The organism is Hymenobacter gummosus, assembly GCF_003970915.1.
GTDB classification, from domain to species: Bacteria; Bacteroidota; Bacteroidia; order Cytophagales; family Hymenobacteraceae; genus Solirubrum; species Solirubrum gummosum.
Map to the genome: position 1 here is coordinate 110072 of NZ_RXOF01000016.1, position 14590 is coordinate 124661.

The 14590-nt window shown below is 67.3% G+C and carries 12 protein-coding genes; 8 read left to right on the plus strand and 4 right to left on the minus strand.

The features are described from left to right. Positions 1-60: 60 nt before the first annotated feature. Positions 61-1437 carry a sensor histidine kinase gene (locus EJV47_RS22485; RefSeq protein ID WP_126695458.1) on the plus strand — a complete coding sequence of 459 codons (1377 nt, stop codon included), beginning with the start codon at positions 61-63 and terminating at the stop codon, positions 1435-1437. An 80-nt stretch (positions 1438-1517) separates the two neighbouring features. On the opposite strand, the gene EJV47_RS22490 is transcribed toward EJV47_RS22485, so the two are convergent. Next, positions 1518-1853 carry a winged helix-turn-helix transcriptional regulator gene (locus EJV47_RS22490; protein ID WP_207895968.1) on the minus strand — a complete coding sequence of 112 codons (336 nt, stop codon included), beginning with the start codon at positions 1851-1853 and terminating at the stop codon, positions 1518-1520. A 144-nt stretch (positions 1854-1997) separates the two neighbouring features. Here EJV47_RS22490 and EJV47_RS22495 point away from each other — a divergent pair, with 144 nt between their 5' ends. The 6 genes from EJV47_RS22495 (at position 1998) to EJV47_RS22520 (ending at position 10111) form a co-directional block, all read left to right on the plus strand. Then, positions 1998-2759, plus strand: a complete 762-nt coding sequence (locus EJV47_RS22495; RefSeq protein ID WP_126695459.1) for an SDR family NAD(P)-dependent oxidoreductase — start codon at positions 1998-2000, stop codon at positions 2757-2759. 271 nt (positions 2760-3030) lie between these two features. Then, the gene (locus tag EJV47_RS22500) at positions 3031-3297 is read left to right on the plus strand and encodes a hypothetical protein (protein ID WP_126695460.1); all 267 of its coding nucleotides are present in this window, start codon (positions 3031-3033) and stop codon (positions 3295-3297) included. A gap of 104 nt (positions 3298-3401) precedes the next feature. After that, positions 3402-4607 carry an efflux RND transporter periplasmic adaptor subunit gene (locus EJV47_RS22505; protein WP_126695461.1) on the plus strand — a complete coding sequence of 402 codons (1206 nt, stop codon included), beginning with the start codon at positions 3402-3404 and terminating at the stop codon, positions 4605-4607. 217 nt (positions 4608-4824) lie between these two features. Beyond that, on the plus strand, positions 4825-8064 hold the full coding sequence (locus EJV47_RS22510) for an efflux RND transporter permease subunit (RefSeq protein ID WP_126695462.1): 3240 nt from the start codon (positions 4825-4827) through the stop codon (positions 8062-8064). Positions 8065-8349: 285 nt separating this feature from the next. Next, positions 8350-9816, plus strand: a complete 1467-nt coding sequence (locus EJV47_RS22515) for an efflux transporter outer membrane subunit (RefSeq protein ID WP_126695463.1) — start codon at positions 8350-8352, stop codon at positions 9814-9816. A 58-nt stretch (positions 9817-9874) separates the two neighbouring features. Then, the gene (locus EJV47_RS22520) at positions 9875-10111 is read left to right on the plus strand and encodes a hypothetical protein (protein ID WP_126695464.1); all 237 of its coding nucleotides are present in this window, start codon (positions 9875-9877) and stop codon (positions 10109-10111) included. 8 nt (positions 10112-10119) lie between these two features. Here EJV47_RS22520 and EJV47_RS22525 read toward each other — a convergent pair whose 3' ends face one another. The 3 genes from EJV47_RS22525 to EJV47_RS22535 form a co-directional block, all read right to left on the minus strand. Beyond that, positions 10120-10926 carry a sensor histidine kinase gene (locus EJV47_RS22525; RefSeq protein ID WP_126695465.1) on the minus strand — a complete coding sequence of 269 codons (807 nt, stop codon included), beginning with the start codon at positions 10924-10926 and terminating at the stop codon, positions 10120-10122. Positions 10927-11094: 168 nt separating this feature from the next. Beyond that, positions 11095-11775 (minus strand): hypothetical protein, encoded by a 681-nt coding sequence (locus EJV47_RS22530; RefSeq protein ID WP_126695466.1) that lies wholly within the window; start codon positions 11773-11775, stop codon positions 11095-11097. A 119-nt stretch (positions 11776-11894) separates the two neighbouring features. After that, positions 11895-13088, minus strand: coding sequence for a lactonase family protein (locus EJV47_RS22535; RefSeq protein ID WP_126695467.1), 1194 nt, complete (start codon positions 13086-13088; stop codon positions 11895-11897). Positions 13089-13180: 92 nt separating this feature from the next. Between EJV47_RS22535 and EJV47_RS22540 the strand changes: the two genes are divergently transcribed. Further along, positions 13181-14479: a hypothetical protein gene (locus EJV47_RS22540; protein ID WP_126695468.1), complete on the plus strand. Its 1299-nt coding sequence runs from the start codon at positions 13181-13183 to the stop codon at positions 14477-14479. Positions 14480-14590: the final 111 nt, after the last annotated feature.

Consider the following 14590-nt stretch of genomic DNA (forward strand, 5'->3'; position numbering starts at 1 on the left):
ACGGGCGCCCGTAACGCAGCCTCAATTATTAATTGTTCATTCTTAATTATTAATTACAAAATGCTCATCCGCAACAAGCTCATTCTGCGCTTTACCCTGCTGGTGCTGGCCATTCAGCTGAGCTTGTCGCTGTTCGTGTACTTTTTTCACGCCGCCACGCGGGAGCAGAAGTTCGTGAACCGCCTGCGGGGCAAGTGCGAGCTGACCGGGCGCATCCTGCTGCAGCGCGGCAACCTGCGCGCCGGCATTCTGCGCACCTTCCGCCGCCGTGATTTGCTGACCATGCCCCAGGAGCAGATCAGCGTGTACTCGCCCCACGGCCGGCTCATCTACGAAAGCGACGACCGGATTGACCAGCGCGGCAACGAGGCCCACCTGGCCGAAGTGCGGCCCGAGCGGCCGGTAAGCTTCCGCTTCGGCGGGCGCGAGGCCCTGGGCATGACCTACGCGTTCGAGGGCGGCGACTACCGCATCTTCGCCGCCGGCTACGACGACGTGGGCTTTCAGCAGCTCGACAAGCTGCGGCTCATCCTGCTGGTGGGCAACCTCGGCGCCCTGGCCCTGATTGTGGTGGCCGGCTGGTACTTCGCCGAGGAGTCGCTGAAGCCCATGGCGCGCGTGGTGCGGGAAGTGCGGCGCATCACGGCCTCCAACCTGAGCCGCCGCGTGAACGAGGGCAACCAGAAGGACGAAGTGGCCCAGCTGGCCATGACCTTCAACCGCATGCTGGCGGGCCTGGAGCAGGCCTTCGAGGCCCAGAAAAGCTTCGTGGCCCACGCCTCGCACGAGCTGCGCACCCCGCTCACCAACGCCCTGGGTACGCTGGAAACCTCCGTGCTCTACGACGAGAACCTGGCCGAAGCCAAGCGCAGCATGCAGTCGGCCCAGCAGGAAATCCGCCGGCTTATCGGCCTCACCAACAGCCTGCTGGCCCTGGCCCGCGCCGACGAGGCTACCGTGAGCCGCCAGCAGGTGCGCCTGGACGAGTGCCTAACCCAGGCCCTGGCCAACTGCGCCGCCAAATACCCCGGTCGGCAGGTGCGCCTGAGCTTCGGCGAGCTGCCGGAGGAGCTGGACGAGCCGTTTGTGGTGGAAGGCAATGCCCCGCTGCTCAGCACTGCCCTGCTCAACCTGCTCGATAACGCCTGCAAGTACTCCGACGGCCCGGTGCTGGTGGAGCTGGGTTACCGCGGCCCTGGCACGCTGCAAATCGTGGTGCAGGACGCGGGCATCGGCATCGAACCAGCGGCGCTGGAGCGCATCTACGAGCCGCTGTTCCGCGCCGAAACCGGCCGGCAGACGGCCACCGGCTACGGCTTGGGCCTGCCCATCACCCAGAAAATCATTCGCTTGCACGGCGGCGAGCTGCTGGTAGAGTCGAAGGTAGGGGAGGGCACCACGGCCAGTGTGCGCCTGCCCGCCGCGCCGGTGCTGTAGGGGCCGGCAGCCACACACTGCCGGGTGCAATCAGGCTGCCCGACATTACGAAGGCGGCAATTTGCTGGGCCCGGCGCTGGTCAGCTGGCCGCTTCGGTCGGGGCGGTGCTGCTGTTCCAGGCGCAGAGCTGTTCGAGGATGGGCAGCAGCGCCAGGCCGCGCTCGGTCAGCGAATACTCCACCCGGGGGGGCAGCTCGGCAAACGCCTCGCGGCGCACGATGCCGTCTTCCTCCAATTCCTTGAGCTGCTCGGTCAGCACCTTGCGCGAGGTGAGGTACAGGCGCTGGGCCAGCTGGCCGAAGCGCAGCCGGCGCTGGCCCAGGTTGGAGATGATGATGAGCTTCCATTTGCCGCCCAGCACGCCCATCGTGCGGGTCATGGGGCAGGAAGAACCACAGAAAACAGCGTCGCGCATGGGGTAGCTGGGTGAAAGGGCGGGTTGAAGCCCGTTTGTTACGGGAGGGTAACCAGTTTGTGGGGCGAAATGATTGACGTTAGTAACTGAAAGTAACTATCGATGGTTCCTCGCCGAAACCAACCAATAATCCCTCTTTTTCTCATGACAACTTCCCAAAAGCTAGCCGGTAAAATTGCCCTCGTCACCGGTGGTAGCACTGGTATCGGCCTGGCTACGGCCCAGCGCTTCGTGGCCGAAGGAGCGTTCGTGTTCATCACCGGCCGGCGGCAGGCCGAGCTGGACGCCGCGGTGCAGCTGCTAGGCAGCAACCACGCCGTGGGGCTGCAGGGCGACGTGAGCAACCTGGCCGATCTGGACCGGGCGGTAGCCGCCATCAAGGCGCAGAAGGGCCGGCTCGACGTGGTGGTAGCCAACGCGGCCGTGGGCGAGTTCCTGCCCGTAGAGGCCATTACCGAAGAGCACTACGACCGGCAGTTCGACGTCAACGTGAAGGGCATGGTGTTTACGGTGCAGAAGGCCCTGCCCCTGCTCCCCGACGGCTCCACCATCGTGCTCCTGTCGTCCGTCTCGGGCTCGAAGGGCACGGGCAGCAGCAGTATCTACAGCGCCACGAAGGCGGCCAACCGTTCCCTGGCCCGCAACTGGGCCGTCGACCTGAAAGGCCGCCGCATCCGGGTGAATGCCGTCAGTCCGGGGCCCATCGAAACACCCGGCCTCAATGGCCTGATCGATTCGCCCGAGCACCTCGCGCAGTTCAAGGCCCAGATGACGAGCGTGATGCCGCTGGGGCGCCTGGGTGAGGCCGACGAGGTGGCCAAGGCCATCGTGTTCCTGGCCTCAGACGACAGCAGCTTCGTGACCGGGGCGGAGCTGTTCGTCGACGGCGGCATCGTGCAGGTGTAAGCCCGCCACCGCGGCCTCTTACTACCACCAGCTCATGGCTGGGAGCCCCGGCTCCCAGCCATTTTTTTGTGCGTTGCGTGTAGCGCGAACTTTCAGTTCGCGCCTCGTTGAACGGCACTCGTCCGGATGTCAGCTACGATGCGCGAACTAAAAGTTGACTCCGTCGACCTGCGGTTTGCGCTCCGGCCCCCTTCTAATCTTTTCTAATCCCGTTCTCACGCGGCTCTAATACCCCGTGGGCAGCTTTGTGGCCTATCGTCGCATTCTGCCCATGAAGAAAAAAGACCGCCTGCAGCTTCCAGCCTTCCTGCTGCTGATGGCGCTGATGCTTTCCGCTGGCCTGAACTGCTACCTGCTGCTGGCCGAGCATTCCCCCCTGGAACAGGCCTTTGAGGCCGATGCCCGCGTGGCCGAGTCGGAGCTGGAGCTGCGCCTGGCCCAGACGCAGCTGGCCCACTGCCAGGCCGAGCAGCTGCGCAAAGACAGCGTGCTGGTGAGCCTGCTGGGTCAGCCCCACGCCAATCCGGTGAAGCTTTAACGAGCTTTTAATCTTTTCTAATCCCGTTCTCACGCGGCTCTAATGCCGCGGGGCCTCCTTTGCGGTGTACCCTGCCGCCCTCAGCCGTTAGCGGCACCCTCACCATGTCTGTATCCGCCTTATTCCGAAGCTTTTCCCTGCCGCTGGCCGCCGCGGCCCTCAGCGCCCTGCTCGCCGGCTGCTCGGCCAAGGGCGAAACCGAAGCCGCCCAGCAGCCCGCCGCCGAGCAGCCCACGCTGCCCGTGACCCAGCTGGTGACCAAGGACACGGTGCTCTACCGCAAGTACGTGGCCGATATCCAGGCCCTGCGCAACGTGGAGCTGCGCGGCCGGGTGCCCGGCTTCCTGGAGCACATTCACGTCGACGAGGGCCAGTCGGTGAAAGCCGGCCAGCTGCTGTTCAGCATCAACGACGCCCCGTTCCGCACCCAGATTAGCAAGGCCCAGGCAGCCCTGGCCAGCGCCCAGGCCGAAACCCGGGTGGCCGAGCTGGAAGTCAAGCAGGTGACCATGCTGGTGGAAAAGAACATCGTGTCTTCTACCGAGCTGGAAGTGGCCAAGGCCAAGCTGAAAGCGGCCCAGTCGCACGTGGCGCAGGCCAGTTCCGCGCTGGCCTCAGCCCGCCTGAACCTGAGCTACACCCAGGTGCGGGCCCCCTTCGACGGCATCATCGACCGGATTCCGCTGAAAGTGGGGAGCCTGGTGGACGACGGCACCTTGCTCACCACCGTGTCCGACATCCGGGCGGTGTACGCCTATTTTACCGTGTCGGAGGGCGAGTACCTCGACTACATGAAGCGCCACCCCCGGGGCAGCGCCGCCCCGGCCGACGACGTGCACCTGATCCTGGCCGACGGCAGCAGCTACCCCCACGCGGGCCGCATCGAGACGGTGGAAAGCGAGTTTGACGCCAATACCGGCTCCATTGCCTTCCGGGCGCGCTTCGAAAACCCCGGCCGCCTGCTCAAGCACGGCGCCACCGGCCGCGTGCAGCTGGCCAGCGAAGTCGACAATGCCCTGCTGCTGCCGCAGAAAGCGGTGTTCGAGCTGCAGGACAAGAACTACGTGTTCGTGGTCGACAAAAACAACCGCCTGCACCAGCAGCACTTCGTGCCGCGCACCCGCCTCTCGCACTTCTACCTGGTGGAATCGGGCCTGCAGCCCGGCGACCGGGTGGTGTACGAGGGCGTGCAGGACGCCCGCGACGGAATGCTGATTCGCCCGCAGCCCATCGGGATGGACAGCCTGCTGGCCCCGGCGCCCAGCCGCGGCAACGGCGGCGGCCCGGTGGCCACGGCGCACGCCTTTTAACCCCATTTCCTCCGACGTCGGCGCGTCCACCCGTTGCGCGCCGCACGTCCGCCCGCTGGTGCAGCCCGGGCCGTTAGTCGAAGCCATTTTCCCCATTGGAGAAAGGAGAAGAGCGGTGGTTTTGACGACGCGGCCCGGCGCCGCCCGGCGGGCGTCAGGAGCGGGGTTGATTTTCTCACGTCGCCGGCCCCGCGCCGGCTGACTACCTACCTATTGCATGCTCGCACTGTTCATCAAGCGGCCGGTGTTGTCGCTGGTCATTTCGCTGATATTCCTGCTGCTAGGCGGGCTGGCGTTTTTCTCGCTGCCCATCACGCAGTTTCCCGAAATCGTGCCGCCCTCCGTCACGGTAACGGCCAAGTACACCGGCGCCAACGCCGAGGTGTGCGCCAAGGCCGTGGCCACCCCGCTGGAGCGCGCCATCAACGGCGTGCCGGGCATGACCTACATGTCGACCGTGACCAGCAACAACGGCATCACGGCCATCCAGGTGTTTTTCGAAGTGGGCACCGACCCCGATTTGGCGGCGGTGAACGTGCAGAACCGCGTTACCACCATCATCGACGAGCTGCCGGAGGAAGTCATCAAGGCCGGCGTGACCACGGAGAAGGAAGTGAACAGCATGTTGCTGTACCTGAACGTGATGAGCACCGACCCCTCGCCCGACGAGGAGTTCATCTACAACTTCGCCGACATCAACATCCTGCAGGAGCTCAAGCGCATCGAGGGCGTGGGCCGGGCCGAAATCATGGGCTCCCGCGAGTACTCCATGCGCGTATGGCTCAAGCCCGACCGCCTGCTGGCCTACGACGTGTCGGCCGACGAGGTGGTGGACGCCATCCGGGCGCAGAACGTGGAGGCGGCGCCGGGCCAGACCGGGGAAAGCTCCGGCCGCTCGGCCCAGATGCTGCAGTACGTGCTGCGCTACACCGGCAAGCTGTTCGAGCCCGAGCAATACAAGAGCATCGTGGTGCGCGCCAACGCCGACGGCTCGGTGCTGCGCCTGCGCGACGTGGCCGAGGTTGAATTCGGTACGCTCAGCTACGGCATGGCCTCCAAAACCGACGGCCGCGCCTCGGCCGCCATCATGCTCAAGCAGCGCCCCGGCTCCAACGCCCGCGAGGTCATCGAAAACGTGAAAACCCGCATGGCCGAGCTGCAGAAAACCTCCTTCCCGCCGGGCATGACCTACAACATCAGCTACGACGTGTCGCGCTTCCTCGACGCGAGTATCCACGAGGTGCTGCGGACCCTGTTCGAGGCCTTCGTGCTGGTGTTCATCGTGGTGTACCTATTCCTGCAGGACTGGCGCAGCACGCTCATTCCGGCCCTGGCCGTGCCCGTGGCCCTCATCGGCACGCTGGCCTTCATGCAGGTCTTCGGCTTTAGCATCAACCTGCTCACGCTCTTCGCGCTGGTGCTGGCCATCGGCATCGTGGTCGACAACGCCATTGTGGTGGTGGAGGCCGTGCACGTGAAGATGCACGAGGAGCATTTGTCGGCGCGCAAGGCGACGCTGGCGGCTATGAAGGAAATCGGCGGGGCCATCGTGGCTATTACGCTGGTGATGACGGCGGTATTCGTGCCGGTGGCCTTTATGAGCGGGCCGGTGGGCGTGTTCTACCGCCAATTCTCGCTCACGCTGGCCATTTCCATCGTCATTTCGGGCGTCAACGCCCTCACGCTCACGCCGGCCCTGTGCGCGCTGATGCTCAAACCGGTGCACGCGGCGGGGGAGGAGCACGCGGCTGAGGGCTCGTTGGAGCCCGGCGAAGCCGACGCCGCTCTGCAGAAGCGGCCCGGCCTGCTGGCGCGCTTTTTCGCCGGCTTCAACCGCCGCTACGACGCGCTGGCCCGGGGTTACGAGCGGCTGCTCTACCGCCTGGCGCCGCGCCGCTGGCTGACCATCGGCCTGTTCGTTTTGTTCAGCCTCGCCACCTGGGGCCTGAGCCTGATCCTGCCCTCGGGCTTTATTCCGAACGAGGACCAGGGCATGATTTACGTGAACGTGACGGCCCCGGCCGGCGCCACCGTGGAGCGGACCGAGCAGGTACTCGACCAGATTCAGCGGCAGGCGGCCAAGCTCGGGCCGGTGGAATCGGTGACGACGCTGGCCGGCTACAGCCTGCTCAACGAAGTGGCCGGCGCCTCCTACGGCATGGGCATGATTAACCTCAAAAGCTGGGACCAGCGCGAAGAGTCCGTGGACGAGCTGATTCAAGAGCTGCGCAAGCGCACGGCCGGCATCCGCGACGCCCGCATCGAGTTCTTCTCGCCGCCCACCGTGCCGGGCTTCGGCAACAGCAGCGGCTTCGAGCTGCGCATCCTCGACAAAACCGGCCGCGGCGACCTGCAGCAGACGGCCGCCGCCACCAATAAGTTTATTACCGCCCTGGCCAAGACGCCCGAAATCGGGGCCGCCTTCACCACCTTCGACCCGAACTTCCCGCAGTACCTCATCCACGTCGACCAGGAAATGGCGGCCAAGCGCGGCGTGACCGTGGACCGGGCCATGAGCACCCTGCAGACGCTGCTGGGCTCGTACTACGCCTCCAACTTCATCCGCTTCGGGCAGATGTACAAGGTGATGGTGCAGGCCGCCCCGAACTACCGCGCCGCGCCCGAGGACGTGCTCAAGCTCTATGTCAAGAACGACCGGGGCGAGATGGTACCGTACTCGACTTTCCTCACGATGGAGCGCGTGTACGGCCCCGAGCAGCTGACGCGCTACAACATGTACACCTCGGCCATGCTCAACGGCGACGCCGCCCCCGGCTTCTCCTCGGGCGAGGCCATTCAGGCCGCCGAGCGGGTGGCCAAGCAGGAGCTGCCGCGCGGTTTCAGCTACGAGTGGAGCGGGATGACGCGGGAGCAGATTCTGTCGGGCAACCAGGCCGTTTACGTGTTCCTGATGGTCATCGTGTTCGTGTACCTGCTGCTGGCCGCCCAGTACGAAAGCTTCCTGCTGCCGCTGCCGGTGCTGCTGAGTTTGCCGGTGGGCGTGTTCGGGGCCTTCCTCTCGCTGAAGCTGCTGGGGCTGGAAAACAACATCTACGCCCAGGTGGCGCTGGTGATGCTGATCGGTTTGCTGGGTAAAAACGCCATCCTCATCATCGAGGTGGCCAACCAGCGCCGGCAGCAGGGCGCCACGGTGCTCGACGCCGCGGTGGAAGGCGCCGTGTCGCGCCTGCGGCCCATCCTGATGACCTCCTTCGCCTTCATTGCCGGCCTGATTCCGCTCTGCATTGCCTCGGGCGCCGGCGCGCTGGGCAACCGCAGCATCGGCACGGCGGCGGCGGGCGGCATGCTCATCGGTACGCTGTTCGGAGTGGTCATCATCCCCGGCCTGTACGTGCTCTTCGCCTCGCTGAGCAAACCCGCCACCGCGGATGAGGACGAGGAGGAGGAAGCCCAAGACGCCGCCGTGGTCCGCCGCCTGGAGCCCAGACATGCCTAACTCAACTCCCTCATACTGCCCGGCTCGTCCGGCCGAAATATCCTTGCCGCCCTCGCTTGAGGGTTACGGTTGGGGAACCGCCAGCACGCGAAGCGGCGGGGATGTTTCGGCCGGAAGGGCCCGGCGCCCTGTAGCGCGGGCTTTAGCCCGCGTCCATCAGATAGTAACCTTCTCGCAGATAGTAACCTTCTCGTCCGCTTGGTTCTGTTCAACGACAATCGTCCGGGCGGACGCGGGCTAAACCGAAGGTCGGCGTTAGCCAAGCCCGCGCTACAGATTCCTGCCATGTCTCGTTTAAGAAGCTATATCCTGCCCGCGCTGCTGGCCCTCGGTCTGCTCGGCGGCTGCAAAGTCACCGAGCCCGCCCCGCCGCGCGTCAGCGCCGCGCTGCCGCCGGCTTTCGGCTCGCTCGCGCCCTCCGATTCGGCCAGCATTGCCGACAAGCCCTGGCGCGAGTTTTTCAACGACCCGCAGCTGGTGGGCCTCATCGACACGGCCCTGCAGAACAACCTCGACGTGCAGATTGCCGTGCGCCGGGTGGAGCAGGCCCGCGCCGCCCTGATAGCCGCCCGCGGCGCCCTGCTGCCCACCGTCAACGGGGTGGCCTCGGCCGGGGTGGATAAGTGGGGCGACTACACCCTGAACGGCGTCGGCAACTTCGACACCAACCTCTCGCCCAACATCGAGCGGCGGCAGCGCATTCCGACGCCCTACACGCCCGACTTCTTCCTGGGTTTGCGCAGCTCCTGGGAAGTGGATATCTGGGGCAAGCTGCGCCACCGCCGCCGCGCCGCCACGGCCCGCGTGCTGGCCACCGAGCAGGGCCGCTACCTCGTCACCACCTCCGTGGTGGCCCAGGTAGCCACGCTCTATTACGAGCTGCTGGCCCTCGACAACGAGCTGGACGTGCTGCGCCGCAACGCCGACTACCAGGCCAAGGCCCTGGAAATTGTGCGGGTGCAGAAGCTGGCCGGCCGCGCCACCGAGCTGGCCGTGCAGCAGTTTACGGCCCAGCTGCTGCGCACCCGCGGCCTGGAGCAGCAGGCCCTGCAGCGGGTAGTGGAAGGCGAAAACCAGCTCAACCAGCTGCTGGGCCGCTACCCCCGGCGCATTGCCCGCGGCGCGCCCATCCGCCAGCAGCCCCTGCCCGATACCGTGGCCGCCGGCCTACCCGCCCGCGCCCTGCTGCGCCGCCCCGACGTGCGCCAGGCCGAGCTGGAGCTGGCGGCAGCCCACGCCGACGTGTCGGCCGCCCGGGCCGCGTTTCTGCCCTCGCTCACCATCACGCCCTACCTCGGCCTGAACGCCTACAGCGGCGCCCTGCTGTTCCGCCCCGAGTCCATTGCCCTGGGCGTACTGGGCGGGCTGACGGCCCCGGTGCTCAACCGCAGCCTCATCCGGGCCGACTACCAGCGCGCCACCGCCGCCGACCACGAGGCCTTCTTCGCCTACCAGCGGGCCCTGCAAACGGGCTTCCGGGAGGTGCACACCAACCTGCGCGGCCTCTCGCACTACCGCCGCGCCTACGCCCTCAAGCAGCAGGAAGCCGCCGCGCTGAACCAGGCCGTGCAGGCCGCCGGCGACCTGTACCGCGCCAACCGCGCCGACTACCTCGAAGTCATTACGGCCCAGCGCAGCGTGCTCGACGCCGAGCTGGAAGCCGCCCAGCTGCGCCGCACCCAGTTCAGCCTGCTCATCGAGCTGTACCGGGCCCTGGGCGGCGGCTGGGAGCCGGCCGCGCCCAACCTGTAATGCAAGAGTACCTTTCCCCGAAGGAAGCCGCGCCCCGGCTTCCTTCCGTTTTTTCCGCATGACGAGAGAAGACCTGGCCCGGGCCGGCTTTTTCCCCGCCGACTGGATTCCCAGCGGCACCCGTTACCAGCACGGCGAACTGCTGGTGCGCATGAGCCTGCGCGGCAGTCTGCGCCTGTTCATCCCCGTCGGCAGCGCCGAGATAGAGCTGTCCTCGGGCAGCTTGTTCGAGCCGGTGGTGCACTACGTGGGCACGCTGGAAGGCGCCGCCGCGCTGCTGCCGCAGCTGTTGTAGCCGGCCGGCTAGTCGGCCGCCACTGCGGGTCCGGGCAGCGGAATTTCGATGACGGTCAGGGTGCCCTGCCCGGGCGCGGAGTGGCCCAGCTGCCGGGCCCCGAGCATGCGCACCCGCGCGTCGATGCTGCGCAGGCCGGCGCCGCCGCCGGGCAGGGCGGCGCGGTCGAAGCCGCAGCCGTCGTCGGCAATGGTGAGAACCAGCACCGGGCCGCGGGGCTGCAGGCTCACGGTGAGCGTGGTGGCGCCGCGGGCGTGCTTGAAGGCGTTGGTAATCAATTCCTGGCAGATGCGGTACAGGGCCAGCTCCTGCTGCACGGGCAGGGGCGTGGGGTAGTCCACCGCCAGCTGAATGCGCAGCGCCCCGGTTTCGTTGCTGGATTTGGCCAGGTGGCGCAGGGCATCGGCCAGGCCGACGTGGCTGAGCACGGCCGGGTACAGGTTGTGCGAGATGCGGCGGGTGTCCTGCACGGCCGTGCTCAGGATGTCCGTCACCATGCCAAACAGCTCGGCGTTGCCGCCCGCGGCGGTTTGCTCCAGGCGGTGCACCATCAGCTTGGCCGTGGCAATGGTGGAGCCGATGCCGTCGTGCAGGTCGCGCCCGATTCGCTCCCGCTCGGCTTCCTGGGCCTCGATGGTGGCCGCCAGCAGCTGTTGCTGGTAGGCGGCCTCGGCGGCGCGCAGGTGGCGCTGCTGGCCCAGCAGGCGCCGCTGGTACACAATCAGGAAGCCCACCAGCCCCGCGCCCAGCAGCAGCATCAGGCTGACCGCGCCCAGCAGCAGCCAGCTGAAAGTGAGTTCCTCGGGAGCAGCCATAGAGCCGGGCAGTAACGGTGGGGCCACGGCGCGCCGGGTGCCGTGCGGGCGGGCCACGCGCCCAGGTCACATGCCCTGGGCGCGTCGGGCGGGAGTGGTCGAGGGGAAAGAGTACCCTTCCCTACGAGGTAAGCGGGGCGGAGCAGGAGCGGTGCGGCGCCGGGCCGCTTAGCAGGTGGGCGGGCAGGGCGAGGACATGTCGAAAATGGGGGCGTCGGGGCCGGGTTCCCCCTGCTGAAACAGCTGCAGCACCAGGCCAAAGGTGCGCGCTTCCTGCTGGCCGTCGGGGCCGTCCTGGTAGTACTGGTGCAGGCCGAAGCGGGCGTGCAAATCGGCGCCCTCGGCCGAGTCCAGCCCGAACAGCGGGGCCGTGAAGTCCAGGGCATCGAAGGTGTAGCCCTGTAGCGGGCCGTAGCTGGTGCCAAACAGGCCCGGGTGCACGCTCGTCAGGGCCCGCCAGTTGTCGAGCCAGGTCTGGGCCAGCAGGTTGGGCACCACCGCGTTGGGCAGCGGGATGATTTCGTGGCGGAAGTCGGCGTTGACGTAGTAGGCGGAAATCCGCTGGTCATTGGCGTCGGTGGCAAACAGCACCAGGGTAAACGCGAGCTGGTCGGTTTCCGGGTCGGGCAGCAGGCCGAACTTGGCCTTTACCACGTTGATGCCCACCGTCGATACCAGTTTGATAAGCTGGCTTACCGGGAAACGCACCGAGGCCAGCAGCAGCCCGTTCTGGTCGAAGCCCTGCTGCAGGGCGCCTTCATCCTGTCCGCTGATAACTTCCAGCCACCGGGCGGTAGCTTGATTGAATTGTTCGGGGGTGATAGTACCGGGGAAGGTAGTAATGTCCATGCGCAAGCCAGGGGTTAGGTCGTAGTCAAAGTTAGGCGTCAAGCCGAACAATTAATCATCTATATATGACTGGTCCAGAGTTTCCGCGGCGGTACCGCCGGCAGCCGGCCCGGGGTGGCTCAGCGGCCCCGAAAATCGGGCAGCAGGCGCAGGCACACCGGCGCCGGCGCGGTGGCCGCGAAGCCCGTGGGCCGCAGCCGGCCGCTGGCCCGGTCCACGTGGTAGCTGAAGATGGAGCCGGAGTTCTGGTTGGCCACCAGCAGCAGGCGGCCGTCGGGCGTGAGGGCGAAGTTGCGCGGGGTCTTGCCCTGGGTACTCACGTGCTCCACCAGCGCCAGCCGGCCCGAGGCGGCGTCGACGGCCAGCACCACCAGGCTGTCGTGCCCGCGGTTGGAGGCGTACACGAAGCGGCCGTCGGGAGCCACGTGGATGTCGGCGCTGCTGTTGGGGCCGCTGAAGCCGGCGGGCAGGGCCGGCACGGTGTGCAGCTCCCGGAAGGTGCCCGCCGCCGCTTCGTAGCTCAGGGCCGTGACGGTGGAGTTCAGCTCGTTGATGAGGTAGGCCCAGCGGCCGTTGGGGTGGAAGGCCAGGTGGCGCGGCCCGGCCCCCGGCTGCCCCTGGTAGGCTACCTGCGGGGGCAACTGCAGCAGCTTGTCGTCCGCCGTCAGCCGGTAGCTCAGCACCTGGTCGTTGCCCAGATCCACGGCCAGGGCGAAGCGGCCGGCCGGGTCGGGGAAGATGCAGTGGGCGTGGGCCTTGTCCTGGTTCTTGTGCGGCCCCGCGCCCTGGTGCTGGTCGACGGCGGCGGCCGGGGCCAGCGTGCCATCGGCCCGGATGGGCAGGGCGCTGATGGTGCCGCCGAAGTAGTTGGCCAGCAGCGCCCCGCGGCCGTCCGGCAGCAAGCTCACGTAGCACGGCCCGGCGCCTTCGGAGGGCTGCTCGTTGAGCAGGCGCAGTCCGCCGCTGGCCCCGTCGACGGCAAAAGCGCGCACCGCCCCCGTGCTGCGCCCCTGAAAGTCCAGGCTGGCGTTGACGGCGTAGAGGTGGCGCGCATCGGCGCTGAGCGTAAGGAAGCCGGGCTTGAAGCCGCCGCCAAAACCGGCTAGGCGCGTCATTTCGCCGGTTTCGGGGTGCAGGCGGTAGAGGAAGAGGTTGTCCTGCTCGGCCGGGCCGTAGGTGCCCACGTACAGCAGCCAGTCGGCCGCCGGGCGGCGGGCGCGGCCCGCCGCGCAGCCCGCCAGCAGGGTGCCGGCGGCCAGCAGAGCAGAGCGGTGCAGAAAGGCGCGGCGCGACCAGGTAGGGGAGAAGCTCATGGGCGGAACGGGTAGTACGGCGCGCAAGGTAAGGCCCGAGGACCGCCCTGGCCCTTATCTTGGCCGCCGATTCAGTTGCTTTTCCATCCGCTATGCCCCCTGCTGGTCAGCTCCAACGGCAGTTTCAGCACGCCGCCCGCCTGGGCCTCGGCCGGGCCTGTCTGCTGGCCCAAGCTCATCCCGCCGTGGATTTTTCGGCCGCCATTATCGACGTAGCCCTCCATAACTACGCCTACGACCGGCAGTCGGAAGGCAGCCGGGCCCGCTACGTCTTTGCGCTCTACCAGCTGGCTCTGCGGCCGCAACAGCCGCGCATCCGCCGGGCCGTGCTGCGCGCCCTGGCCACGGCCGACCCCGATATCTGGACCGAGATACAGCTGCTGGAACTAGCCCGCTGGCTGGCCGAGCACGGCCACGCGCCGGCCACCGCCCGGGCGGCCATCCACCGGCGCTTCCGGCGGGATCAGCAAAGCGGTTACACCGATTGGTCCGGCACGAAGGAAATCATGGCCCTCGACGGCCTGAGCGGGTTGAAGTACATTGCCCGCGCATACGGCCGGCGGCTGGCTCTCGACCCGGAGTATTGGCACGATGATACCCTGCTACGCGACTTTCAGGAGTTGTACCCCGAGCAGGACGGTCGGGCCGCCCTGGCGGCGCTGGCCAGCCGTGATGCCGACGTGGGCCGCTACCTGGCGGTCGTGGAAGCCAACCGCCGTTTGCGGGCCGAAGCAGCGGCCGAGCCGGCTCCGGACCTTAGTATCGAGGAGCTGCTGCGCTACAAGCCCTGGTTTATCCGGCGGCGGCTGCCCCGGCGGGGCTTGGCAGAAGCCGAGGCCCGGGAACTGGCCGAGCGGCTGCCGGCGGCCCGCAGCCACCTGGAGCGGGAAAAGCTGCTAAGCTGCTTTACGGTAGTGCCTTTTCCGCTGGATTACCGCCTGCTACTGCCCTACGCGGTCCGCAATACCGGCCGCCACCGCGCCGCCGCCCAGCTGGCCCTGGATGCCCTGGCCCTGCTCACCGGCCCCGAAATCCGGGCGCTGGCCCTGAAAAACCTGCCCACCGCCCGCCGGCCGGCCCGCTACGCCGACCTGCTCACCCGCAACTACCAGCCCGGCGACGCGGCCCTGCTGAGCCGACTGGTTGAGCGTAGCCGCAGCGAAGAAGCCGTTGAAGCCCTGGCTGCCAGCTGTTGCCGCATCTACGAGGCCAACGTTACGCCCGAATGCGCCGGACCCCTGCTGGCGCTGTACGAAAAGATGAACTGCGCCATTCACCGCTACTACGTGGTCAAGCTCCTCATCCGCAACGACGTGCTGCCGGCCTGGCTGAGCGCCGAGCTGCCCTTCGACAGCTACGCCGATACCCGCGGGCTGGCCGCCGCGGGCTGAGCCGTTTGGGCTGCCGGCAGCCCCTCACACAGGCATGTGAGACGAGCGGTTTGGCCCGGCCCAACCGGTATTTTCGCGCCGCGGCCCCCGGGGTGCCGCCCCGTCCCTTCA